Origin of the sequence: Magnetovibrio sp. PR-2, assembly GCF_036689815.1 — a bacterium.
In the GTDB taxonomy this organism is placed as follows: Bacteria; Pseudomonadota; Alphaproteobacteria; order Rhodospirillales; family Magnetovibrionaceae; genus Magnetovibrio.
This window is the reverse complement of the sequence record NZ_JBAHUR010000002.1, coordinates 333,706-358,248: the sequence shown is the minus strand read 5'-3', so window position 1 is coordinate 358,248 and position 24,543 is coordinate 333,706. Positions and strand designations below refer to the sequence as shown.

Sequence of the window (24,543 nt, the reverse complement as noted above, 5' to 3'; positions counted from 1 at the left end):
CTGCAGAGGGCTTTCCTGCCCCTTACAAGATTGAGTCTCTTTTATGTCATGAGCTAACGTCATCAATCTACCTCTAGCGCGTCACCTTCATTGATAAGCTAAGATCCTTATGGTACTCCTAACACCTACAGTAACTGTAGATGCAAGATGTGTTTTGATGTCGAGTAAAGAATTCACGATCGGTTGGCTGTCGAGCCAGACCAACTGTAAGGTCCAGACGATCCGCTATTACGAACAGATCGGCTTAATGCCAGAGCCTCCTCGTTCGGCTGGAAACCGGAGGCTGTACGAGACCAAGCATGTCGAACAACTGGCGTTCATCCGACATGGCAGGGAACTTGGTTTTCCGCTCGACGCGATCCGAGCACTTCTGAGTCTTGTAAGCCATCCCGATCAAACGTGCGAAGCGGCGACGGACATTACGCAGGGGCAGCTTAAAGAGGTCGAGAGCCGGATCGAACGCCTTCAAGCAATGAAGGGCGAACTTCAACGGATGGTCAAAGAGTGCCGAGGGGGGCGGGTGTCCGAATGCCGCGTAATCGAAGTTCTGGCTGATCACAATAAATGCCTGCATACGAATCATACGGCGCCAGAAAATACCTAGATAAATACCTGCACAAAAATGGAACAGATAAACTGAACTTCCACCAAGGGCCGCCTAGTACCACTAGACGGCCCTTAAATATGTAAGCCTTAAACGCGTGCCATTAAGCGTGCGTCTTCGGTGTGTGATCGTCCATTAATCAAGCATACGCCGTCGCTCTTCAAACTCCTCCTTATCGATCTCACCTTTAGCAAATCGTGTATTGAGAATATCCAGAGGCGTGATGTCGGAAGGACTGTGTAGGGCACTCCTCTGCGTCGGCGCACCGAGCCAGCGCACCAGGAACACCACAACAACAATAGCCAAAGCGATGAACACGATCATTGAGATCGGGCCAAAGAACCAACCTTGCCAATCTCCGCCCCACATGTGATCACCACAAAAGGGGCTATAGGGTTGTTGTGCGAAGGCTGCGGCTGGCGTTGCGATACTCAGGGGTATGGCAAGATGGGAAATTGATAGCTTCATAAGAGCTTTCCTTACTGCGCGGGGCGCATCATACCTGTGTGGCGGTCCACTTCCAGAGACTGGACAAGGGAACCATCCTTTGTGACGATTTCGCCAACGATGGTGTCGTCGTCTTTCTCTTCCACTTTGCCGACCTTAACGTTGGGGTTGCTGTTTCCGGTAAACCGATGCTCCAACATATGCTTGGCATCCTCAACGGACAGGTCTTGCGGGAGTGACTGCATCATGCCGGAACCCATGCCCCGGCCCATCATGCCTTGCCCCATCATGGGCATTTGGCCTTGCCCCATATGACCTTGCCCCATCATGCCTCCCCCATACAAGCACTGATCCCAACCGTAAGGTTGATAGGTGCCGGTCGCACCGGGACCGTGCGCATATGCCAGGGCCGCAGCGCCAATGCTGAGGGCTGTCGCCATCCCGGCGGTTAGAAACGTTTTCTTGATAGCCATGGTCTCTCTCCTTCTAGCAACGCCGCGTATCGAATTGCGACGGCATAGATTCAATCATTCATCCTCAAAACACCTTGATGCAGATAAACCCGTTTTCTTGACACGACTTCATTCGGCGGTTGTCTCTTAGTACGCGCTCGAGGATGCGCTAGTTCCCCCGTATATCTATAGCTCCTTTGCTTCTTTCATCTGACCTATCAAGAATCTTACCTCCTCTAGTGACTGTAGGAGCAAGCCGTAACTTGATGGCGCGAAATGATTGCATCACCGACAGGCGGTTGAGCGGCTCTCCACCTGGATTACAGTTGGCCTGTGATGTTGATCGGTACGGGGCTTCTAGGGCCCCGCTAACTCAGCTTCAACCCATTTTCCTCTAACAGCACCCCCGGATGCACTCCATCGTCGAAAGCGGCGATATTTCGAATTCCAGTTGCCATAATTTTCCGACACGTCGCGCCATGGCGCTCCAGTTCTCAGCCGCCAGAGAATGCCATTGATGACATTTCGGTTTTCAGTCGGCGAACGCCCTCTATGACGCTCACCAGGTTTTCGTTCAAATCGCCTCGGCTCAAATCCTGTCTCCCTTTCAAAGGAAAGCCTTGCATCAAATGTCGATTCAGTTGTCAATTGTCGAAGAAGGAAAAAATCATAATGCAAACCATCGCCGCTTATATCGGGGCTGCCATAGTCGAAATCGCGGGATGTTTCGCGTTCTGGGCGTGGCTCCGCCTCGACAAGTCAATCTGGTGGATTTTGCCTGGACTCGTCTCTCTAGGCTTGTTTGCGTATTTTCTCACTTTAGTCGATAGCGCCGCCGCTGGACGCACGTACGCCGCCTATGGAGGAGTCTATATCGCGAGTTCGCTCGCATTCCTCTGGCTCGTCGAAGGTATCGGCCCTGACCGCTGGGATATTATCGGTGCAAGCGTCTGCCTTGTCGGAGCCGCCATAATAATTGCAGCACCACGTACACCCGTCTGATTTTGTCCTCGCGGCCTAGGACATATGTGAGCAGTTCTTATGTGAGATGGTATTCTCTTGGTGCTGAAGACCGCTTCGGGTCAGACTCGGACCTTATCAGCCTCGGCAAAAAACGTCTGCTTGTGGAGCATCAGCGGACTGCTCTGGCGCATTGTTTGTTTATGAGTCCATGACCTAGTTTTGACTGCACCCGTCATCATCGGCACAACAGTCAAACTCAATTTCGACAGTTGCGTGGTTAATTCCATATTTGTCTTGAAGACGGCGTTTAATGTCAACAGTGACTTGTTCCATATCTGGTCGACCAGATACGCGTGCATGGAGGGTTGCCATGTGCCTGTTTTCAGAGATCGACCAGATATGTACGTGATGAATATCCGTCAGCGCAGAAATGCTGCTGACTAAATCAGCAGAAAGTTCCTGACGATCAATATCGTTTGGCGCACCTTCTAAAAGAATATTTCCGCTATCGCGAACAACATACCAACCTGAGCGTAGAATGAGCAACGCAACGAGAAGAGATAAGAGAGGGTCTATCGTCATCCACCCCGTGAGAAGAATAACAACGGCGGCGATCAACGCAGCTACGGACCCAAGCAGGTCCCCAAGTACATGCAAATAAGCTGCTCGGAGGTTGAGGTTTTTATGGTCACCGCCATGCAACATCCAAAATGTGATCAGGTTGACGAAAAGTCCTCCCATCGCGACCCACAGCATAATGCCGCCCAGCACTGTCGTAGGCTCATTGAGCCGATGGAAAGCTTCCACAATGATCCATGCGGCAACGACGAATAATGCTAATCCGTTCACAAACGCGGCTAAGGTCATAAAGCGGTCATAGCCATATGTATGTTGCCAATCTGCAGGGCGACGGGTTAGGCGGAACGCGAACCAGGCCAGACAGAGGCTGGCAAAATCTGTCACCATATGACCGGCATCTGCCAATAAGGCCAGAGAGCCGGACAAAACACCGCCGACGACCTCAGCGATCATGAAGGTACCGGTCAGAAGAGCCGCAAAGCCAATCCGGGTTTCGTTGATGTCCTGCATAGTGGAATGGTTATGAGAGGTGCTCACCATGTCTCAACTCTGTTCTGTTTCGTAAACAACTAATGCAGCGTCTTTAAACATATAGCAACGCGACTTGACGGTCGATGAAAGCAAAGCATGGGTTCCAGATCAAGGAGCCGTATGCAAAGACCCAAAGCGTGCCTTTATTTTCCGCCTGTTCTTTATGACTATTTCTGCCTTGCATCAATCTCAACCCGTCATTCAAGCTGCGCCATAAGGTTATTATATATGGTTGACCATATATATGGGTAGGAGTATATTAATCAGATGAAAGAACCTGATCAAATTTTCAAATTGCTGTCGGATCCGACGCGGCTGAGGTGCGTAGCGCTGATCGCGCAAGAGGGGCAGTTGTGCGTTTGCGAGATATGTTATGCGTTAGATGTCTCTCAGCCGAAAGTGTCCCGGCACCTCGCAACCCTGCGAAAGCTTGGTTTGTTAGAGGATACGAGACAGGGATTGTGGATACTGTACGGATTGTCTCCGAACCTGCCGAATTGGGTTTGTAATGTGATCGACAAGACGGTTTCCGGAATCGGAAATGCGGGTGTGTACGCACAAGATAAGCGTCGACTGGGGAAAATGTGCAACAGGCCGCGGCACATATCGGCAGCGTAAAAGAATGACAGGTCGCCCTACCATTCGGGGGGGGGGAAGCTTCCAATAGTCAAGGATGCTGAAAATGTTTATCGAACTGATTGTTGCAGGATTATCAGCCTTACAGGGTTACATCGCAACGCATGTCCTCACTTGCTTGGTGCCAGCTTTCTTCTTGGCTGGGGGTATGGTGACGTTTATTCGTCGAGAGTCAGTGCTCGCACTTTTGGGGGAACAAGCCAGTAAAACGAAATCCTTTTCCATTGCCAGCATGGCCAGCTTTTTGGTGGCGGCTTGCTCTTGCACCGTCATACCGGTTGCAAGTGGTCTGTATTTCGCGGGTGCTGGAATTGGTGCGGCCTTCATTGTGTTGTGGGTTGCCCCCGCAGCGAATGTGTTGGCGCTGACGTATACCGGCACGATCCTCGGTGCGGAAATGGTTATTGCACGCATTGTTGCGGCTCTTGCGATGGCTTTTGTGGTTGGGTGGGTAATGACCTTGGCTTTTCGAAATGAAGAGCGCGAGTTGCCCAACATTCAGATGCAGCCGCAAGGGGATGGCCGCCTCATAACAAAGCATGCGGCTATCCTATTATTGCTGTTGGTTTTGACACTCTTGCTGCCGAACTACCTCGTCACGTCGGGCCCCTACATCAATAAAATCTTGGTTTGGGGTGCCCTTACTGCCGTAACAGGCCTTTATGCTTGGCGGGTCATTCCACGCAATGACATTCAGCAGTGGATGCAAGAAACCTGGTGGTTCGTGCGGCTGATCTTTCCGTTGTTGCTGGCGGGAGTGTTCCTTGTCGGCATCATTGGTTATTTGTTGCCCGAGGAATGGATTCGAGAATGGCTCGGGGGAAATAGCTTGCTCTCGTCCTTCTTGGCAACGGTTATCGGTGCGGTCAGTTATTTCGCGACGATGACAGAAGCCCCTTTTGTAGACACGTTGATGTCAATGGGAATGGGCAAGGGGCCAGCTTTGGCGTTGCTGCTAACCGGCCCTGGCCTCAGCCTTCCCAACTGGCTGGCAATCGCGCGCATATTCGGGATTAAAAAAGCATTGGTCTACGTGCCAACCATCATGATCCTCGGAACGCTTGTCGGCTGGTTCTTCGGTAATTTTGTCTTTTAAGGAGTACAGGTCATGAAAATCCAGATTGCCGGCCCTGGTTGCCCGAAATGTCAAATGACAGAACAACACGTTCGAGAAGCTTGTTCCGAACTTGGTGTTGACGCTGAGATTGAGCACCTCACAGACCCGAGAGAATTTGCGCCATTTGGTGTGATGTTTACGCCTGCTGTCGTCATTGATGGACAGGTGGTTGTGTCTGGGCATGTGCCGACGGTGGCTGACTTGAAGGCGAAAATTTCTGAATTAGCAAGATGAGACTGTCAGCCGACAAAGACCTGAGAAACGAGTGCGGCGAAGCCCGTGAGACCGTTATTGAAGGCTAATCGTTTTAATATTACGCCTATCTAATTCTGCTCGGAAATCCGAACATAACCCTACGATGAGTACGGAAAACCGAACAAGTAGAATTATTGTAAACTGCAGTTTCTCCTTAATTTTCAATTGATTGTATGATTATCGGCATTTGGCACGCCCCTTGCGGATCCGCAGGGGCGTATGTCGTGCGGAATTGTCATTGCCGGTCGTGTGCGTAACCCATCCACCACTCCATTGGAGCGTGAGAGTGGGACGCAAGAATTAAAGAACTATTGGGAGCCTCTAAGGTGAAGTCTTTCTGGAAGTTGAGTTCGGTTTGGATGGTGGTGGTTGGTGTCATCATCCTGGGTGGGGCGAGTTACGGTGGTATTGAGGTGTACACCGCTCAATCCTCTTTTTGCGGTGGTTCTTGCCATGTCATGGATGAGCAGGACGCAGCCTGGAAAAACTCAAAGCATCATGCTTCCAATAGCAAAGACGGTACCCAAGCGGAATGCGTAGATTGTCACTTTGGTCCAGAAGGGCATGGAACCTTCAAGGCGAAAATGGAAGGTTTGCGTCACCTAGCGGCGTATCTGTACGATCCAAATGCTCCGCTTCCCATCCGGCCTGTCGTTAAGGATGAGAACTGTACGCAGTGTCACGCCAAAGAAGATTTTCAAGATAAAGAACTTCAGTTCTCCGACAAGAAAGTTCGTTTTAAGCACAAGGTCCACTTTTCTGAGAAGGCTTTAGAAGGGCAGGATGTTGCTTGTGAAGACTGTCACTTTAAGACGACAGCCGAGAAACACTTTGAGGTACCACAAGAAATTTGCTTCTTGTGCCACTTGAAGCTCGACAAGCCCACACTCGAAAAGGCTGTTGTGGCGAGTACGCCGGCGGAAGGCATTAAGCGGATCAGCTTTAAGACGGATCCGCGCGTCGAATTCAATGAAGGCAAGTCGAAGTGTTCGATCTGTCACACCATTCCGACAAAACCACTTCAAGCCCAGCTTAGTGAAGACGATCCAAATGCCACACCGATTACCCACCAAACGCTTCAGGAGAGAGGCGTGCCTTGTGAAAGCTGTCACTTCGACGTGGTGAAGGGTGATGGGCATGTTGAAACAGGTAATGTGGTTTCTAACGGCTGTCTGAAGTGTCACAACCGAAGTGAAAAGCTACTCAGCACGGCGCAAGACAAAGTGAAAATGCATGATACGCATATTCCCACACGTACAGCCGATTGCTTTGATTGTCATGTGAAGGTTGAGCACAAGAACCAACCCGACCATTACGACTTCGTGCGCAATGATTGTCAGTTGTGCCACCAAGATCAGCATAAGTTCCAAAAGATTCTTTTGACGGGTGCGCCGGTATTCGAAGGTTCAAAAGGTGCACCTCAGTTGATGGACCGTGTGAATACAAACTGCATGGCGTGTCACGTTAAGAAGAAGATGGGCAAGGGGCATCCTGTACGCACCGGTTCAGGTGAGGCATGTGTAGCCTGTCACACGAAAAACCATAAGAAGATGCTTGAAAACTGGGGCCTGGATGTTGAGCGCAACATCAAGGACGTCACTGAAGTGGCTGCTGAGGCCCAGCAAGCGCTGATTATGGCAGTAGATGCTGGTGCCGATCCCAAGGTGGTTGCTGAAGCAAAGGACCTCATTTCTAAAGGTCAGCAACTTGTTGATGTGGTTCGCATCGGCAACGGTGTCCATAACAAAAAATATTCCATCAAGATCATCGATGATGCCTTCGCTAATTTTGAGGATGCCATCGATTTATTGAGTGGCGGTTGATCAGAGGCTTTGCCGCTTTGAGAGAAATGTCAGAAATATCCATAGATAGGGAGGGATAAGACATGAGTGAACAAGAAACAGACCTGAGTAGACGTGGTCTGCTCAAGGGGGCTGGTCTCGGGGCCGTTGGCATCGCAGCCCTCGCGGTTCCGGGGAAAGAGGCTGAAGCTGCCACCGGTGTTCAGCGCTATGCCATGGTCATGGACTTGCGTAAGTGCATTGGCTGTCGAGCTTGTACCGTATCCTGCAAAGCAGAACACGATGTTTCCGTTGGCCGTTTTCGTTGCGTTATCCAGGAAAAAACCACCGGTTCATTCCCCGATACCAAGAAAGCTTTCTTGCCGTTGATGTGTAACCACTGTGAGGGCAACAAAGAAGACGGTGTGCCGCCTTGCGTTAAGGCATGTCCCGAACAAACCGCCGGTGATCGCAAGAAATTTATTGCGGCTGACGGTTCAAAGGTTCGTTACCGTACTGGGGCAACCTACAAACGCCCCGACGGTCTGGTCTTAATTGACAAGGAATTGTGCATCGGTTGCGGCAAGTGTATCGATGCCTGCCCGTATGGTGTTCGTTCGTTCGATCCGTTCGTCAAAGCTGGCAAGGACCCGTCCAAGCAAGCTGCGGACAAATGTGATTTTTGCAAGGAACGTGTGGCCAACGGTATCGAGCCGTCATGTGTTAACACATGCCAGGGTCGTGCACGTATCTTCGGTGATCTGAATGATCCCAACTCTGAGGTCTCTATGCTTGTTAAAGAGCATGACCTTATGAAAGACGCAAATGTCCTGCTACCAGAAGCTGGTACCAAACCTCACGTTTTCTACATTGATCCGGATAACATTCTGAAGGAACTCTATACCGCGAGGAAGAAGGGCAAGTTGGACCACTATATGGACCTGATTCCATAAGGCTCAATGTTAGGAAAGGGATTCAAGAAGATGAAAAAATTGAACCGTCGTAATTTTATGAGCCTTGCCGGTGTGGGTGCTGTCGCAGCCGCAACAGGCGGTGTTGGCGCACCAAAGAAGGCTCTTGCTGGTACTGTAAAACTTGGTAGTGGTCGTGACTTTAATCCTGTTACAGGGGTTGAACGCAAAGCTATTCCGACAGCATGCTGGCAGTGTGTGACTCGTGATTCCATGATTGGTTATGTGGAAGACGGGCGACTGAAGAAGTTGGAAGGCCATCCGGATTCTATCCGCACCATGGGCAAGCTCTGTGCCAAGGGGCAAGCGGGTGTGAACCAGGTTTACTTCCCGGATCGTATTCTCCACCCGCTCAAACGTGTTGGCAAACGCGGTGAGCACAAATGGAAACGTATTTCCTGGGACGAAGCTCTGGATACCATCGCTGGTAAGCTCAAGGAACTGCGCGATGCTGGAACACCGGAACTGTTCATGTATCAATATGGTCGCCATAAAGCCTCACAGGCTGGCGTCATGTATGACTTCATGAACGCATACGGTTCTGGAACCATTGGCAACCATACCTCGGTTTGTGAAGCAGCAAAGTGGGTCGGCCAGGAAAGCCTTTGGGGCGGCATGTATGACAACTGGGATTACGATAAAACCGACTATATCGTGAACTTCGGGTCTAATAATCTGGAAACCCATACCAACCACATTCCAACTGCCCAACGCCTGATCCGTGCGATCGTAGATCGCAAGGTCCCGTGCTATACCTTTGACGTCCGTTTGACCAACACGGCGGCAAAATCCACGGCATGGGTGCCCATTAAACCGGGTACGGATGGCGCAGTTATTCTGGCTATGATGAATGTCATCATGAATGAAGGCCTTTACAAAAAGGATCATTTCAAATTCATGCGCGTTACGCCGGATTACAAAGCCACCACTGATCAGAAAATCGCGGCTGTTACAAAAGAGATGGCTAAGTTTACGCCGGAATGGGCAGAAGGTGTCAGTGGCGTTCCCGCATCACAGATCAAAGACATTGCGCGTGGCTTTGCCAAAGCCAAAGCGGCTTGCTTGGTGACGTACCGTGGTGCAGTTATGCACTACTACGGGGCAGATACCGAACGTGCAGCAATGCTTCTGTCTGCAATTACAAATACTCTTGACCGTCCGGGTGGACGCGTGATGGGTGTTGGTGCCGGTTGGAAATCTCCAAGCTCCAAAAAAGCTGCAGTACACAAAACGCTGGACGTTAGAGATGGCTTTAAAGGTGAAGCTGTATTCCCGACGCACCATGTGTCCCACCAAGTGGGTCCGGTGATTAAGGACGGCAGCCAAGGCCGCCCTAAGGTCTATTGGTGGAGCTGTTACAACCCAGCATTCATTAATGGTGACAATAATGATTGGTCTTCCATTATGGCGGATGAGAGCATCATTCCGTTCCAAGTGTGTACGACCATCACCTATGATGAATCATCGCAGTATGCGGATATCATCCTGCCTGACGTGACATACCTGGAACGCTGGGACTGGGAAGACATGGTCTCCGCCAACCAGGTCGCTGAATACTACATCCGTCAACCGCTCGTGAAGCCCTTGGGTGAAGCGCGCTGTCAGGGTGATGTCTTCCCCGAACTGGCAAAACGGATCGGCTTTGAGCTGGCATATTCTAGCAAGGAAGACTTCGTACGTCAGTCTTGTGAAATGACGCCGGGTGTTAAAGAAGCCGGTGGCTTTGAATACATGAAAGCCAAAGGTGTCTGGCACGACCCGAACGATAAGGGCAACTACGGCTTTTATGAAAAGAAAGTCGATGTGTCCGGTGACGGCGTGATCCTTGATGATGAAACCGGCGTGTATTGGAACTGGAAGAAAACTGGTGCCAAAAATGAAGCCGAGGCCAAGAAGGTCGGGTACCTCAAGACCAAGGATGCCAAGAAGGGCTACGTGGCTCAAGACATCGATGGAACGCCGTATCAGGCTTATGCGCCGAATACGAAGTTCACGAAGTCGGGTCTGATGGATTTCTATTCTGATAACTTCAAGGCGAAAGGTTTGCCTGCCTTCCCGACATATACTGCAATTCCTGAGCACGAGAAGATGTCGAAGGATGACTTGGTATTGACCACATACAAGGTTGCTGTGCATTCGCACTCGCGTACGGCGCACTGTAAGTGGCTTGCTGAGATCAAGCATGATAATCCGGGATGGATCAACTCCAAGACGGCTGCAGAACGCGGCATTAAGGATGGGGATACGATCAAGGTAAAAAGCCATGTCGGTGAAATCACCACAACCGCTTACGTTACCGAAGGTATTGTGCCTGGCGTCATTGCCATTTCACACCACTTCGGTCGGAAGTTCTCCGGTGTGTTCGCCAACGGGAAAGGCACACCGATTGATGGTGGTGGTTCTCCAGATGCTGATTCGAAAAACATCTGGTGGAACAAGCACGGTGTGCACCCCAACGTGGTGATCCCGAACAGCTCGGATCCGATCAGCGGCACGCAACGCTGGTTCGATACGGTCGTTCAGGTACAAAAAGCCTAAGCAAGAAATAAAACTGGAGGAAGTACAATGAGCAATGATCTGAAAAACAATGCCGAATGGTCTAAGGCCCGGGCAAATGTCTATGGGCTTTTGGCGGAGGTTTTCAGATCGGAGCCTTCCTCCAGTTTTCTTAATAATCTCCAAGACCCCCATGTCACAGAAACCCTACAAAACATGGGATGCTCCCTATGGGATGACATTGATACCTCCTCCCATGAACAACTTGGCGAGGACTTGGCCCTTGAATACACCCGCTTGTTTATTGGGCCGGGTCCTCGTGTTTCTCCTCACCAATCCATGCATGTCGATTCAAGGTTTGGTGAAGAAAACGAGCTGTGGAGTGAAGAAACCGTAGAGGTTAAAAAATTTATGGAAGGTGCCGGCGTTGCGATCAACGACGGGTTCATTGGTATGCCGGATCATATTTCGGCAGAATTTGAGTTTATGGAACAGCTTCTCAAGGCAGAAGAAGAAGCCTGGAGCAATAGTGACGATGAAACGGCCTTCAATATTCTAAAGATTCAAGAACGGTTTTATAATGAACATATTGTCCGCTGGGTTCCGAATTTTTGCGAAAAGCTTGCTGATTTTGCAAAGCACCCTTTCTATAAGGAGTTCGCAGATGTGACTAATAATTTCATTTCTTTCGAAGGGGAAACCTTTAAGGAATTCCTCGGTGACTGTAGCGGGTGCGATAAACTTTCTGCATAATCGTCTGATCCCTTCATCTTTATATTGGGAAGATGGCATATGGCCAGACATTGGCTTTCCTTTTCGCTTGGGGTCACATTGACCCTATCGGCTATAGCCCCGAACGCCGTTAAGGCTTGCGGGTGGTGGGGCGATGGTGATGTTGGGCGGGAACTTTCTCTTCCCCCCGAAATTGATTTATCTGGCAAGTCTCTGGAGCAAAACCCCAGCCTTCAGTCTGCGAAACTCCCCGGTGAAATGGGCTATGGGATCGCATTACCAAACCCTGGTCGGGCACTTCCTTACCTGTTAACGACCAATGGTCGGCCGGTCAATAAGATTGGTGAGCTGAAAGCATATGGCTATAAAGCTGTCATTGACCTGGGAACCGCACCTAAGTCCGCGAAGCTTCATCGTGCAGAAACGGAAGCTGTTGGCATGACGTACTATAGCCTTCCATTGGAAGGAAATATGCCTTCGCAAGATGAAGTTATGCTGTTTCGTGAGCTCGTTCTCGCATCTAGCGATGCGCCGTTGTTGGTTTATGCGCCCAAAGCATCCCTGTTGGGCGTTATGTGGGCCGGGTATCGTCTGAGTTTCAAGACACCATTGAGTTACGCCCTAACGGAAGGGCGCGACCTTGGCTTGACCGATGCGCAAGCCGAAACCCTTAGCCAGTGGGACTGGTGAACATCAACTTTCAAACATATGAGGTTTTATATGTCGCATATCGATGGAGAGCGTAGCTTTATTCCTGTCCGGATTGCCGTAGCCACGGTTTCTGACACGCGCACATTAGATACGGATAAGTCAGGGGATGTGCTCGTCAAACGGATTGAAGATGCGGGGCATGTCTTAGCTGCACGAAACATCATCAAGGATGATGTGGGAGATATCGAGGTGTTGCTCAACGGTTGGATAGAAGATGAAAACATCGATGTAGTTGTGAGCACTGGTGGAACAGGATTGACGGGACGTGATGTGACCCCAGAAGCATTTGAGAGGGTTTGCGAAAAGGAAATTCCTGGATTTGGCGAAATGTTCCGCTGGATCAGTTTCCAAAAAATCAAAACCTCCACCATTCAGTCCCGTGCAATGGCCGGGCTTGCCAATGGCACATACTTGTTCGCTCTGCCTGGGTCAACAGGCGCTTGCAAAGACGCATGGGACGATATCCTTGTCCACCAATTTGATGCTCGTACACGTCCATGCAATATGGTCGAGCTTATGCCGCGATTGAGAGAACATTTGGATTAGGTGGCACAACACAATCTAAATACGCAGAACTGATCAACTCGTAGCAATCCAAATAATCTGTATACTCAGTGGAGTTCAGTGAGACCATTTATGCTTGGGTGCCAACCTGAACATGTGCTAGGACGCAGCATTGACACGACCAGTCGCCGGACTTGTCTGCGACTAAGGCAGGTCAGACAAGATGAAATTTTATTTGTTAGTTTTAATTGTGGATTCATCGCCTAACCAAGAAGAACCTGGTGTTCTGCTGTTTATTTGATCGGAGCTATAAATTTGTTCTGGTTCTAGCTTCTCAAATTGCGGTGCTGCATCACCTAGATATAGAGTGACAATGAAAAGTCATAATATCCCGAGACAAGCGTGTGCTCAATGCACGGTTCATTAAGCCAAACGTTGGAGCTATAATCTTGGGCTTCCGCGTTGCCAACCAGTAGACAGAAAACACCCCTGTTTTTTCGTGCGTACCTAACGGGTGCTATTTGACACCCCCAATCAAAGACCCAGCTATTGTCTCTATCCAAGCCGATGACCCGGATGCCTCCGACGGCGTCCTCATAGGTGTAGTGGTGATGCCCGTGAACGATTGTGCCCGCAGCTAGGTCCCGAGCGAGATCGTCAAAAACGGTGTGTCCATGCATGTGACAGGATGGGGCTTCATGCGTGACGAGTACGTCAGCTTCCATCTCTGCCAGCGCTTCAATATCTTCCAGCCAGATCGCACCGCGGCGTTTTCGCGGTAGCCCTTTCTTCCAACGAGCCTGCGGTTTCAGCGTCCTCATAAAGCTTTCCCGTGTCTCATATTTTGGCTCTCCGGGCCCGTCGTGAGGGTGCCAAATTGTCGACTGAAAGTTGCCCCCCAAGCCTGCAAGACGGATGCCGCACACCTCAATAACGCGGGCGTGAAGGTTCTCACAGCGTTCGGAATCGAACAAATTGTTAAACCAGAGATCTCGGTCGTAATCGTGATTTCCAGGGATGTACAAGACGCGTACACCGCGATCCAGTTCCTCAGCAAACTCGACATCAATCGGTCGCTCGAGGTCCATGTCACCCAACAAAACGATTGCCTGTGCATCGGAACCAGTTGCTGCGTAATGGATCGGTTTGAAGCTGCCGTGCGGATCGCCGCAGAAAAGAATGTTACTCATGCCATCCACTTCCTTGCGAACTTGACTTCTGCCGCCATCATGATCGCAGATGGTCTATACCGATTTCCAACTTCTTCACCATTTTCTGTGAGGAAATCAACGGCCACGTTAATGATTTTTGTGTGCTCATAAGCATTAACACCAAACTTATCTAGCAAGTGTTGGTATTCAACAATCTTGAATGGACACTCCATACCAGCCGCTTTATACAGCATAGATAGCCAACGTCCGTCATGCTTCAGAGATCTGCAAAAAACGACGTTGTCATCAAAATGGTTGTTGAGGCCTTTACAAACCCAATCAGGATTTTGGCTGTGATCCATGATTATATTAAGATTGAGCCCGTGCTCTTTTGTTGCGACAGGATCCCACTCATGTTTCAGCATCCACTCGCCTGTGGGTCTAATCCAATAGGCTTCATGCATGATTGTTCCCATAGGGTGGAGCTTTGCAATACCAACTTCGATTGGATAACCATCAAAAGATGATGCCTCAAAATCGATAAAAAACAGGTTTGGATTCATCTCACACCTCCACAATTTTGCCGTTGTCAAAACGTGGGTTGATATCTTCCGCAAAATATCCGTACGTATTGGAGACGATCCGCGTACCGCCGATCTCATAGTCAAAGCTTTCGTGGACGTGCCCGTGCGTCCATAAATCGACATCGTGCTCTGTCAACATTTCTGTCAGATCAGATGCATACGCGGGTGTCAATTCGTCCTTTTTATATGTTCCGGACACACTGTTTGGATGCGGCGCATGGTGCGTCATTACAATCGTCACACCTGAAAACGGCGCCGAAAGTTCATCCTGCAGCCACATCCGCGAAACAAAATGGCGCCGTTGGGCATGTTCTGGCTTAAATCGCGTGTAAATGCCTGCTGCAGCCCGGGCATCCTCTGTGATTTTGCGGTAATCGCTTAGCCCATAAGACGCCATTTCTTTTGCATTTTTGGGTTGACCGTTCAGATCGAAATCGGTCCACAGGGTGCAGCCAATAACGCGGACGGGACGACCATGGATTTCAAGCGTGACGGATTCCGATTCCAAAAAGTATGCAAGCGGGTGATTTGCACAGGTTTCTCGGAAGCCCTTCAGCGTCTTTTCGATCTTTTGGCCATAAAATTCATGGTTTCCGGCGATCCAACAGACGGGTGTGTTTTGCTTTTCGGCAAGCTTGCAAATCCACGGCGCCGTTTTCGCACCTGTCCAGATGTCACCTGACAGTAAAATCAGGTCCACCTCGCCTGGTGCGAAACCAAGCTCCGGGCCCGTCGGCGGGGCGACAAACTCAAACTCGAGGTGCAGATCGGACGCCACAAAAACTTTGATCGGGTTATTTGTCATCATCGCGCCCTCCACAGAAAATTTTTGGCATTGAAGAGCCTGTGCCGTTAATCATGACGAATTTGTTGTCATCAACACGGACCTGTAGCCATCTCCACGAAAAATCAACCGCCATTCGGAGCCACTCGAGCGGGATGTCATTTGCAAAATCATCGCCGCCAACGAACGCAGCACAGCGGTCATAGACATCAAGTCGCAACGTTTCGCATTCGACGTTTGGATCGCAGCCCTCGGCGTAGATGACCTTGTCCGGACCCGCGCCGACAGGTGTAATGTAGATACCGTGATTTTTTACAAGGACGAGCCGGCTGGCGGGTTTTGCGTCGACGTGGGAGATGATATTACGCATCACCGTGCCGACCTCAAATTTTAAGATAGCCATTTGCAAATCTCCCTTAACGGCGGCCGCCCGGGCCCAACATGCTGCTGTGACCCCAGCCGAAAGTGGAGCCGAGGATGGCGACAGGGGCCAAAGCCAGCGCACCTAACAGCACGGCACCTTGACCAACGCGATAACCAGTGATCAGAGATACCCGGGTTGCATCTTCCAAAGCCCAACGCACGCGGTCACGCTTGTATTGTTTGGAAATGGCCTTTGAATCGGCAATAATTTCGTCGATAGAGCGGCCGTCGGTTTGCTGTTTAGCAGCGAAAAACTTGCGTACTGCGCGGGCTGCGGCGTGCTCGATGACATATTCTTCGATGTCGAGAGCAATTTGGTGCGCGATCGTATATTCCGGCATCAACAAAGCTTCCCGCACGATGTTTTCGCAGGCAACCTTACCTGTGTTGCGGGCGCGGATGAGGTCGCTTTGGAGGGTTTCAAATTGTGTTTCGTTGAGTTGGTGTGTCATGATCTTGTCTCCTTGCGATGAACGCCGGAACCTCTTTTCTGGTCTTGGCTTCATCGAATCCCTTATTTGTCAACATTTCGACGGCGGTCTGGATTACGACTTCGTCGCTTGCAAGTGCCGCTGCGTATCCCACAGCACGCAGCACTTGACCGGCATTTGGTATGCCTTTTCGCGCGCGCTCGCTGCGGCTTTTTTGCTGACGTATGGTTTTTGGAGATAGGGTCATGGCGTGCAACTCCGTATGTGCATATAGTGTATATTATGCATGTGACGAGTTACAGCGTCAACCCTAAATGTGCACTATTTGTGTATATTGTTGTTTTAGTGCCCGGAGAGTTGGTCGAAGAAGTTGAGAGCCCCGATTTCGGAATAATATTTTTCGATCATTTCCAGCGATGAAAGGACATTTTTCGCGACGACAACAGGGGCCACACCTGCACGCAGTTGCTTGTTGATGTAGCCGTGACGAAGAGAGTACATGGTGCGGATTTCGCCGCTGATACCATGCTCAAGCCCGGTTTCACGAATCACCTTTTTGATTCCCTTGCCGAGTGAGGCGCTTGTACCGCCGATAATAAAGTCATCTGGCTTTAGGTCAGAGATCATTGTGTCGATTGCTTCCAAAGCCCAGCTTTCCGGCACGACAGGTCGCGTCAAAACCTGCCCACCTTTATATGTAGTCACCTGCAATGCATAAAAAGGGTAGGTGCTTCCATCCGACCGCTTTCCTTCTCCGCCATCCGGACGCAGGGGCTTGCGCGCACCTGAGCCAGACGGATTTTCGATCACATCATGACGACGGATTTCACATAGAGACTTTGGGCGCATACCAGTCGCCGAAAGCAAGATGGTCGCCCACAAAATACGCTTGCGGCTGACAGCCTCTTTATCTTTAGACAGGATTTCTTGGTAAGCGTCTTTTCCAAAACGCTGTTTAATCTGCCTGCGTGTGGCGCAGTAACGCTCTTGTGCCACGGCCCAAAGCTTGCTCATTTCGTCAGGCGTGAAACTGTATCGCGGCTTAATAATGTTTGTGATTTCCGGGAGCTCTGGCTCATCTGCCTTCGTTAGCCATTTCTTCTTGCGACACCATTTCATCAGGTCCCTCAGGATGGCATATTCGACGCGAAAAGTTGTTGGCCGCACCTCTAGCTTGAGGGGGCCAAGGCCACCTGTCGTGCTTTCCAATTTTTTATCCAGATAGGCTTCTAGATTCTTATACCATTTTCTGATCTTGGATGATGTTTCCCATTTATAAGTCAGGTCATCACGCCGCTTCGCAAACGCCGCCTCTCGGAATTCGATTTCCTGATCCCGAAGGTCCTGCCGCCATTCCGGATATGCATCCCAATCCACTCGCCCAATGTGGTCAATCGTCGTATGCGCACCGATCTGATCTTCGACAAAATTTGTGAGGTAAGTGATCGAGCGATTGAGTTCGCCGCGTTTGTTCGTTGCGCGATTTTTGGTCAACTTGCCACGCCGCTTATTTTTATCAATTTCTGCGATTCGGATGTCACGCCGCTCAGCCGCCGCCGCCGCGAATGTTGGCACGGAAACGGACTGGCCACGACGCACACGATCCTTTGCGTCTTTATATCGCTCCTCTGCGATCTTGATGGCCTCTGCCAAATTTGCGGTGCCAGTGGATTTGCGAAGCGGCTTACCGTCGACATTAATATAGGACATCCACAGCGACGACCCGGATCGCTGTGTCACAGAGCAACCGTTCGTAATTTTGTATGTGCTATCCGTCATCCAATCCTCCAAAAACACGACTGTGCAAAAAAGTGTGCAAAACGATCATGTGTGCTAAAATGTTTTGTACAGACGCTATAAAACAATAACTTAGAAAAAATCATAATGCAAAAATCAGTAGCGCATGGGTTTGTAAGTCATTGAAATTATTATGGTCAAAATGCTGGGGTAACGACTTTTAATCAGTAGGTCGTAGGTTCGAATCCTACAGCGCGTACCATATATATCAACGCCCTAGCGATATATCGCTGGGGCGTTGTTTTGTTTGGGGTTCCATTTGGGGTTCCGTATGCTTCTGCCTATTGCAGGTGGAATACTAACGTCTATCTCTGGTAGGTTGTTTAAGTAGGATTCTTGACTAACAAGGGTGGCAAGCCCCTAGTACCCTAGACACTTTTTAGCGTACCAATTACGCAACAGAAAGGTGTTTGAAATGAGTGCTAAACGTTACACGGAAGAATTTAAGATTGAAGCTGTCAAACAAGTCACCGATCGGGGCTATAAGCTTGGTGAAGTGTCCGAGCGCTTAGGCGTTACGCCCAAAAGTCTGCGTGACTGGATCAGTAAATACGGCGATACCGGTTCTCAGCATCAAGTTATTTCAGGTCAGCAAGACGAGCTTCGTCGATTAAAGTCGGAGCTCCGCCGTGTCACTGAGGAGCGCGACATCTTTTCTTTGGGTGAATTATATCACCCAAATTCAGGCGCTATGGCGTAAAGGAGGCCGCCGCGTTCTTTGCCAGCGAGTCCCGCAAAAGTACGCGTTCATAAAGTCCCGGCTCAATAAATACCGAGTGATGGTCATGTGTCGTGTTCTCGGCGTTCATCGTAGCGGCTTTTATGCTTGGCTCAAATGCCCGCAAAGCCCAAGAACCCTTGAAGACACGCCTTAGCGCGCCTTCGGAAACACCGTTTCCAGGGGCATTAGGCTTCTTGGCTTAATCAAACAGTTTTGGTTGGAAAGCGGCTGTGCTTATGGCTATCGCAACATCACCCAAGGATCTGAAAGATCATGGTGAAACGTGTGGCAAAAATCGTGTGTATCGGATCATGCGTGATGCACAAATCCGTTCCCAACGTGGCTATAAACGCCACAGAGGATTTAAAGGCGGCGGCGTTAGTCATATTGCCCCAAACACTTTGGATCGCCAGTTCCAGGTCCAAGGACCGAACCAGTCTTGGGTCACAGATTTTACGTACATCCGCACCCATGAAGGTTGGCTGTATCTGACGATTGTCTTGGACTTGTTCTCTCGCCAGATCATCGGATGGAGCATGAAGAACAACCCTCGGGCCGACCTGGTCATCGATGCCTTATTGATGGCCTTGTGGCGGCGAAAACCGACCAACAAAGTTCTGATCCATTCTGACCAGGGCATTCAATATACCTGTTCTGATTGGCGGACGTTCCTTGCAGACCACAATCTGGAAGCCAGCATGAGCCGTCGAGGTAACTGTCATGATAACGCGGTTGCCGAAAGCTTCTTCTCGCTGTTGAAGACGGAACGCATCAAACGAAAGATATACAAAACAAGGGCTGAGGCTCGCTCGGAAATCTTCAATTATACCGAGCTGTACTACAACCCAAAACGCAGACATGGAAACAACAATGGGCTGTCACCGGTCGAGTTCGAAAAAAGGCATTTAGGGAAGGTCGCAAGTGTCTAGAGAACTAGGGGCTTGCCACCCCTTGTCATGCGGGATTGGGTGTCGTGCATTTGACTTCGTTGGGATCACTGCGAGCGCGCCTTGATCGGCAATACGTTGTCGGATGGAATGTGAGTTGTAAGCTTTGTCGGCGACGACCGCGAGGCTTCCCCAGCGTCATCCAAAAGGTCCGTCATCACCTTTCTGTCATGAACCTGACCACCAGTAATGATCAAGCAACGCGGGCGTCCGCTTTCATCAACGGCAGCGTGAACCTTACTTGTGCGGCCTCCGCGTGAGCGGCCGATATCCTGCGCCAGTTCCCCCCTTTTGCGCCACTGGCTGCACGGTGGGCTTTCACGATAGAGCTGTCGATAAACAATAGGCTATCTTCGTTTTGGCTGGCGAGCGCATCAAAGATTGATTTCCATATCCCACGTCGTGCCCATCGGGTGTAGCGGTTATAAACCGTCGTGCGTGGGCCGTAGCGGTCTGGAAGATCGCGCCAAGGTGCGCCCGTGCGCAGAATGTAAAAGATGCCGTTCAAAACACGGCGGTCATTAACCCGTTTGGGTCCTCGACCAGCCTTTGGTAAATGCGGTTGGATCACCGCCCACTCTTTATCAGATAAATCAAAGCGCATGAGATAGCTCCTCCTGTGGAGCATCGAATCACGTTTTGCCTAAAAAATCAATAACTTGAATTGGGTTCAGACCCTAATAAACTTTACCCGGTTATTATGGTTTGGATGTCATTTTATTCTGATTGACTTAGGGATGAAATCGGCAAACAATTTCCTGATGGCAATACTATTCAACAGTTGCATTACTTTTGCGTCATCCGTCATCCGTCATCCGTCATCCGTCATGCGTCATGCAAAGGGTTCGCTTGTTTTAAGCTACCGATCAACACCTTCCTTAATGGGAGGTGAGCATGAATAACGTCCCGCCCAAGTGGTCAGACGACTTCAGCGTTGGCATTGAGAGCATCGACAAAGACCATATGTTCCTGTTCGGATTGGTTGATACCCTTGCCGAGACATTAAATGGCAACGGTGACGACCTGCACGAAGTTGTTGATGGGCTTACGGGGTATGTTCATGGTCACTTTGAGCGTGAAGAATACCTCATGCTTGAAACCAACTACCCTCATTACAAGGAACACGTCAGGGCCCACCGAAACTTTATGCGGCTGGTGTATGCTGTTCGTCGAATTATGACTGACGAGCCAGAAATATTGGACACCGATAAGCTTCTGACGTTCCTTGAGCAGTGGCTGGTGCACCATATTCAAGGTGATGACCTCAAGTTGGGCGTGTACCTCAATCAGAGTTACTGGAACAAGTTACACTCATGGGATGACGATTTGCAGAAGTGGCTGACGACCCGTGAGAATGATGATGAAATCCATGATCTCATCACCATTAAATCTCGTGTCCCACTGTCTCGCGCCACCGTTTTACGTCGATGTGCACGTATCTTAAACGATGATGGAGATGAAGCACGTGATCTTGTCAACCTAACTGATCCAACAAAGCTGATAACGAAGGAAGATGCATATAAGCTTGCAAGTGTATTGGTTAAGGCGAAAATGAAATAAATAAGGCTATTTTGGGTCAAAATCGGCAGTTTTTATCGACTAAAATTATTGTCCAGAGTTAGGCGGCTAAATTCTCATTCCAAGTGCAACACCGTTATGCTGCGGAGTTGCAATGGGAAGACAATATGATCAGCTCGATATTGATGAGCGCTATGAGATTTACCGCCTGCATCAGGCCAACACATCTCTTCGCTAAATCGGCTGCTTGATAGGCCGTGATGTATCTACCATCAGCCGTGAGTAGGAGCGCAACGCGCTGCCGAGCGGTGATTGCAAACCCGCGTCTGCGGACCGGATCGCCATGTCACGACGGCGCAGGCTGTCCCGTATTGAGCGCCTGAGACAGCTTCAGACTTACATCAACGACCGTCTTGCAATGGGATGGTCGCCAGAGCAGATCGTGGGCCGCCTCAGGCTGGAAGGATCAGAACACACCGTGGGCGTCGAGACAATCTATCGCTACATTTATCGTCCGCGCATGCGGCCAGAAAAGCTGTGGAGGTTCCTCCCCCGTGCCAAGGCCAGCCGGGGACGGCGTTACTTCAAACGCCGCCGCGATCCTTTGGCGAACCGACGATCCATCCATGAACGCCCGAAAATCGTAGGGTTGCGTTACGAATTTGGGCATTGGGAAGGCGATCTGATGCAGTTCCGGACTCAACGTGGCAACCTGCTCACCGTGTGTGAACGCAAAACCCGCTTCACCCTCACGGCCCCTTTGAAGACAAAAACGGCAGCAGAAACGGGCGACGCACTGATCAATGTTCTCGGACATTTGCCACAAGCGGCACGTAAAACTGTGACCTTCGATAATGGTGGCGAATTCCACGATCATCGCAAGTTGGAAGCCGTCTTGAACCTGGAAACGTACTTCTGTGATCCACATGCACCATGGCAGCGCGGCACCATCGAAAACACCAACGGTATCTTGCGCCGCGACATGCCAAGAAAAACAGACATCACCAATTACACGGATCAAGATATCGGAGAAATAACATGGGCCGTAAATTCAACACCCAGAAAATGTCTCGGCTTCAAAACACCCGCCGAAGCATTTTGGGAAAACCTCAGGTGTTGCACTTGACGTGAGAATCCAGCGTCTTCAGAAAAGTTCAAAGATTAGTTTTGAATGTATTCTGGAAAGCAGTTATCTCCCCTTCAAAATAAGAAAAGTAAAAGGGCGGCACCGAAGCCGCCCTTTCTGTTAGTGTGGTACGTACTAAGAATCCCTCATTTCGCCATCGGATCGCTCGCAAGCCTCGGCGAGACGATGGTGTTCCAGATCGCGCTGTCACAGCCCCAGACCTCTTTGGGGGAGCCTTTGGCGGCTTTGGATGCGTACCAAGCTTCTTGGTTGCCGAAACCGACGTCGAGACCGTTCAAGGCATAGACATAGTCCCCTTGTTCAGCCATGGGATCGAAGCCCATCGGGTCCTTTGCGAAGCTGGCCCAGGTGGCGTTCATGGATGCAGCCAAGTCCAGCGCTTGGGTCCATTTGTCCCCACCCCGTGTAATGTCCTTCACCAATTGATCGTCGTCATAGGCGGTGTCTAAGGTGTTGAACACGAACGGCAGCTCGTAAGCGTGGCAGACAGCTGACAGGTCGTCTGCACCTGCGTTGATGTTGCAGGCTTTCGCCACTGGAAACACTTGGACGACCGGTGATTGGGAAAAGACATAGCTGTGCACCGGCATTTTGGGGGCTTGGGCCTTTGCGGCGTCTGCAGCCTGAAAGCCGGAACAATGGAAGGCGTAGTTGGTGCCTGCATTGTCCAAGGCGTTTTGGGGTTGATTGATGGCCGTAAATTGCGGTGTGCACGCGGCCTCTTCCTCAGAGTCTTTTGTTGAAATGCAATAGGGCAGGGATGGATCGCCCGATTGGATGAATTGGCTGGTGAGCGTGTGCAGTTTTTTGTCCGCAAAAACACCCAGCTCACCCGTTTTGAACATCGTATCGACGAGGAGCGGCGTGACAAGGGGATTGAATAATGTCGTGCGCTCGACTTCTGACAGCATATTGGTGAACAACACGGCCTCATCCCGGTTTGTGCCCCAAAACACCGGTTTGGCCATGGTCTCTGGGTCGGCATACCCGTCGATCGGTTGATGGCTGAGCAAAGAAAGTGACGGGTCGTCTTTGCCATTGGCGGCACCGATGATGGGAGACCAAGGCAAAAGCGTGTTCCAGCCGACACCCGCAAAGCTTTTGGCTTTGGACAAGGTCTGCAAGGTCTTGGCGAAAAAACCACTGCGCGTTTTATGGTTGAACATAATGTCGTAGAGCGGGACCTTATCCGTGTCGAAGGCCCAGTTTGTGCGTGGTATGCAGACGTCTTCGCCGACTTTGTCACACAGGTTTTTCAAATAGGTGCCACCTTGCTTTTGGGCGGGGCCATCCGGGGTGGCGTGGCGATAGCGTACGCCCATGGGGTTGCTTTCCATGATGACGGCGTCAAAAAGATCGCTGGTGCCATTGCCCGAAAACAAATGAAGCCCAGTGGACATAGCCCCGGCACTTTCACCGAAAAGCGTTGTGATGCGCTGGGCCGGGTCGCCCGTCGCGCCAATGAAATGGTCAATGTTTTCGCGCACCCACTTCATTGCAGAGGTTTGGTCTTGGATGCCCAGGCTGCCGTAAACGGTATCGGCCAAGCCGTAATCTGGCGCTGCCTTTTCGTATGGGGCGGCTTCTTGGTACAGAAAGCCAAGTGCTCCCAAGCGATAGTTGATGCTGACCAAAATCACGCCCTGGTTCCCAGCAAAACGTGTGCCGTTGTAGCTGCCTTTTTCCGGATCGAAGGTGACGTCTGCCAGTTTGTTGGCATCGACCGATTTAATGGTCCACGCACCGTCCGCAGCGGATCCGAATATGAACGCGCCACCATGGATGAAAAACATAATCGGGGTGGATGCATCGGCCCCTTGGGGCACCCAGATGTTCAGATACAGGCAATCTTCCTGACCGATGATGACGTCGCCTCCGAACTGGCTGTCGTTGACTGTTTGCGGGCATGCCGGTCCCCAATTGGTGGCCGCGAACGGCGAGGTTTGGCTGGTGTCGCGACGGGGTGACTTCCAGCGATCGGCAAGCGCATATTGAATGCCTTGAAAGGCCGTAACAGTGGGATCTGTTTTGGGATGATAGCCGCAAAATGTGAAGGCGGAGCCTTTGTCCATGTAATTGTCGATGGTTACAGGAACTTCGCAAGACGCAGCGTTCGCAGGCGAAGCGTTTCCCAGTCCTATGACCAGGGAAACGGTTGCGGCCATTAGGGTCGGCAGAAATGAACGGATCATAATGTCCCCCCAAAAAAGTGTTTTTATATCTTTAGGTAAATTATAGAGAGAATATCGGTGGGGGAGCAA

At 50.5% G+C, this 24,543-nt stretch carries 27 protein-coding genes and 2 pseudogenes; 14 read left to right on the top strand and 15 right to left on the bottom strand.

All coding sequences use genetic code 11. The features are described 5' to 3' along the window. Positions 1-157 precede the first annotated feature (157 nt). A complete protein-coding gene (locus tag V5T82_RS04220) occupies positions 158-604 on the top strand; it encodes a MerR family transcriptional regulator (RefSeq protein WP_332894348.1) in 447 nt (148 codons plus the stop codon). Positions 605-739: 135 nt separating this feature from the next. Here the strand turns inward: V5T82_RS04220 and V5T82_RS04215 are convergent, their stop codons facing one another. The 3 genes and pseudogenes from V5T82_RS04215 to V5T82_RS04205 all read right to left on the bottom strand — a co-directional run. Continuing rightward, complete coding sequence (locus V5T82_RS04215; RefSeq protein WP_332894347.1) at positions 740-1,072, bottom strand: SHOCT domain-containing protein; 333 nt, start codon at positions 1,070-1,072, stop codon at positions 740-742. 11 nt (positions 1,073-1,083) lie between these two features. Continuing rightward, entirely contained in the window at positions 1,084-1,524 is a 441-nt protein-coding gene (locus V5T82_RS04210; protein ID WP_332894346.1) for a hypothetical protein, read from the bottom strand. A 384-nt stretch (positions 1,525-1,908) separates the two neighbouring features. After that, positions 1,909-2,151: pseudogene (locus V5T82_RS04205) on the bottom strand (transposase); the annotation flags it as partial. Between the two features lie 24 nt (positions 2,152-2,175). Between V5T82_RS04205 and V5T82_RS04200 the strand changes: the two are divergent. Next, positions 2,176-2,505: a YnfA family protein gene (locus tag V5T82_RS04200; protein WP_332894345.1), complete on the top strand. Its 330-nt coding sequence runs from the start codon at positions 2,176-2,178 to the stop codon at positions 2,503-2,505. 174 nt (positions 2,506-2,679) lie between these two features. Here V5T82_RS04200 and V5T82_RS04195 read toward each other — a convergent pair whose 3' ends face one another. Then, positions 2,680-3,585, bottom strand: coding sequence for a cation diffusion facilitator family transporter (locus V5T82_RS04195; RefSeq protein ID WP_332894344.1), 906 nt, complete (start codon positions 3,583-3,585; stop codon positions 2,680-2,682). A gap of 43 nt (positions 3,586-3,628) precedes the next feature. Further along, positions 3,629-3,760 carry a gamma-glutamylcyclotransferase gene (locus V5T82_RS04190; protein ID WP_332894343.1) on the bottom strand — a complete coding sequence of 44 codons (132 nt, stop codon included), beginning with the start codon at positions 3,758-3,760 and terminating at the stop codon, positions 3,629-3,631. Positions 3,761-3,843: 83 nt separating this feature from the next. On the opposite strand from V5T82_RS04190, the gene V5T82_RS18200 reads away from it, so the two are divergent. The 9 genes from V5T82_RS18200 to moaB all read left to right on the top strand — a co-directional run bounded on the left by V5T82_RS18200 (position 3,844) and on the right by moaB (position 12,821). Continuing rightward, on the top strand, positions 3,844-4,194 hold the full coding sequence (locus V5T82_RS18200) for a metalloregulator ArsR/SmtB family transcription factor (protein ID WP_442917219.1): 351 nt from the start codon (positions 3,844-3,846) through the stop codon (positions 4,192-4,194). Between the two features lie 64 nt (positions 4,195-4,258). Further along, complete coding sequence (locus tag V5T82_RS04185; protein WP_332894342.1) at positions 4,259-5,308, top strand: permease; 1,050 nt, start codon at positions 4,259-4,261, stop codon at positions 5,306-5,308. Positions 5,309-5,320: 12 nt separating this feature from the next. Then, positions 5,321-5,563, top strand: a complete 243-nt coding sequence (locus V5T82_RS04180; RefSeq protein ID WP_332894341.1) for a thioredoxin family protein — start codon at positions 5,321-5,323, stop codon at positions 5,561-5,563. Positions 5,564-5,910: 347 nt separating this feature from the next. Continuing rightward, positions 5,911-7,407, top strand: coding sequence for a NapC/NirT family cytochrome c (locus V5T82_RS04175; protein ID WP_332894340.1), 1,497 nt, complete (start codon positions 5,911-5,913; stop codon positions 7,405-7,407). Positions 7,408-7,469: 62 nt separating this feature from the next. Then, the gene (locus tag V5T82_RS04170; protein ID WP_332894339.1) at positions 7,470-8,318 is read left to right on the top strand and encodes a 4Fe-4S dicluster domain-containing protein; all 849 of its coding nucleotides are present in this window, start codon (positions 7,470-7,472) and stop codon (positions 8,316-8,318) included. A gap of 30 nt (positions 8,319-8,348) precedes the next feature. Continuing rightward, entirely contained in the window at positions 8,349-10,874 is a 2,526-nt protein-coding gene (locus V5T82_RS04165; protein ID WP_332894338.1) for a molybdopterin-containing oxidoreductase family protein, read from the top strand. A gap of 27 nt (positions 10,875-10,901) precedes the next feature. Continuing rightward, positions 10,902-11,585 carry a TorD/DmsD family molecular chaperone gene (locus V5T82_RS04160; RefSeq protein WP_332894337.1) on the top strand — a complete coding sequence of 228 codons (684 nt, stop codon included), beginning with the start codon at positions 10,902-10,904 and terminating at the stop codon, positions 11,583-11,585. A gap of 39 nt (positions 11,586-11,624) precedes the next feature. Further along, complete coding sequence (locus V5T82_RS04155) at positions 11,625-12,254, top strand: hypothetical protein (protein WP_332894336.1); 630 nt, start codon at positions 11,625-11,627, stop codon at positions 12,252-12,254. 30 nt (positions 12,255-12,284) lie between these two features. Further along, positions 12,285-12,821, top strand: a complete 537-nt coding sequence (moaB, locus tag V5T82_RS04150) for a molybdenum cofactor biosynthesis protein B (RefSeq protein WP_332894335.1) — start codon at positions 12,285-12,287, stop codon at positions 12,819-12,821. A gap of 314 nt (positions 12,822-13,135) precedes the next feature. Here the strand turns inward: moaB and V5T82_RS04145 are convergent, their stop codons facing one another. The 7 genes from V5T82_RS04145 to V5T82_RS04115 all read right to left on the bottom strand — a co-directional run bounded on the left by V5T82_RS04145 (position 13,136) and on the right by V5T82_RS04115 (position 17,931). After that, positions 13,136-13,969, bottom strand: coding sequence for a metallophosphoesterase family protein (locus V5T82_RS04145; protein WP_332894334.1), 834 nt, complete (start codon positions 13,967-13,969; stop codon positions 13,136-13,138). Next, entirely contained in the window at positions 13,966-14,493 is a 528-nt protein-coding gene (locus V5T82_RS04140) for a hypothetical protein (protein ID WP_332894333.1), read from the bottom strand. Before V5T82_RS04140 ends, V5T82_RS04145 begins: the two co-directional genes overlap by 4 nt. Position 14,494: 1 nt before the next feature. Next, complete coding sequence (locus tag V5T82_RS04135; protein ID WP_332894332.1) at positions 14,495-15,322, bottom strand: metallophosphoesterase; 828 nt, start codon at positions 15,320-15,322, stop codon at positions 14,495-14,497. Beyond that, positions 15,309-15,701 (bottom strand): DUF3085 domain-containing protein, encoded by a 393-nt coding sequence (locus tag V5T82_RS04130; protein WP_332894331.1) that lies wholly within the window; start codon positions 15,699-15,701, stop codon positions 15,309-15,311. Before V5T82_RS04130 ends, V5T82_RS04135 begins: the two co-directional genes overlap by 14 nt. A 13-nt stretch (positions 15,702-15,714) precedes the next feature. Next, positions 15,715-16,173 carry a hypothetical protein gene (locus tag V5T82_RS04125; protein WP_332894330.1) on the bottom strand — a complete coding sequence of 153 codons (459 nt, stop codon included), beginning with the start codon at positions 16,171-16,173 and terminating at the stop codon, positions 15,715-15,717. After that, positions 16,142-16,399 (bottom strand): hypothetical protein, encoded by a 258-nt coding sequence (locus V5T82_RS04120; RefSeq protein ID WP_332894329.1) that lies wholly within the window; start codon positions 16,397-16,399, stop codon positions 16,142-16,144. The genes V5T82_RS04125 and V5T82_RS04120 overlap by 32 nt, the downstream gene beginning before the upstream one ends. A 95-nt stretch (positions 16,400-16,494) precedes the next feature. Continuing rightward, complete coding sequence (locus V5T82_RS04115) at positions 16,495-17,931, bottom strand: site-specific integrase (protein ID WP_332894328.1); 1,437 nt, start codon at positions 17,929-17,931, stop codon at positions 16,495-16,497. A 433-nt stretch (positions 17,932-18,364) separates the two neighbouring features. On the opposite strand from V5T82_RS04115, the pseudogene V5T82_RS04110 reads away from it, so the two are divergent. Further along, a pseudogene (locus tag V5T82_RS04110) lies at positions 18,365-19,599 on the top strand (IS3 family transposase). Between the two features lie 65 nt (positions 19,600-19,664). Here the strand turns inward: V5T82_RS04110 and V5T82_RS18195 are convergent. Both V5T82_RS18195 and V5T82_RS04105 read right to left on the bottom strand, forming a co-directional pair. Next, entirely contained in the window at positions 19,665-19,886 is a 222-nt protein-coding gene (locus tag V5T82_RS18195; protein WP_442917265.1) for a transposase, read from the bottom strand. After that, positions 19,811-20,221: an IS5 family transposase gene (locus V5T82_RS04105; protein ID WP_332894327.1), complete on the bottom strand. Its 411-nt coding sequence runs from the start codon at positions 20,219-20,221 to the stop codon at positions 19,811-19,813. Before V5T82_RS04105 ends, V5T82_RS18195 begins: the two co-directional genes overlap by 76 nt. 290 nt (positions 20,222-20,511) lie before the next feature. Between V5T82_RS04105 and V5T82_RS04100 the strand changes: the two genes are divergently transcribed. Both V5T82_RS04100 and V5T82_RS04095 read left to right on the top strand, forming a co-directional pair. Further along, positions 20,512-21,177, top strand: a complete 666-nt coding sequence (locus V5T82_RS04100) for a bacteriohemerythrin (protein WP_332894326.1) — start codon at positions 20,512-20,514, stop codon at positions 21,175-21,177. A 256-nt stretch (positions 21,178-21,433) separates the two neighbouring features. Continuing rightward, the gene (locus tag V5T82_RS04095; protein WP_332894472.1) at positions 21,434-22,261 is read left to right on the top strand and encodes an IS30 family transposase; all 828 of its coding nucleotides are present in this window, start codon (positions 21,434-21,436) and stop codon (positions 22,259-22,261) included. Between the two features lie 146 nt (positions 22,262-22,407). On the opposite strand, the gene V5T82_RS04090 is transcribed toward V5T82_RS04095, so the two are convergent. Then, entirely contained in the window at positions 22,408-24,474 is a 2,067-nt protein-coding gene (locus V5T82_RS04090; RefSeq protein ID WP_332894325.1) for a carboxylesterase family protein, read from the bottom strand. Positions 24,475-24,543 lie beyond the last annotated feature (69 nt).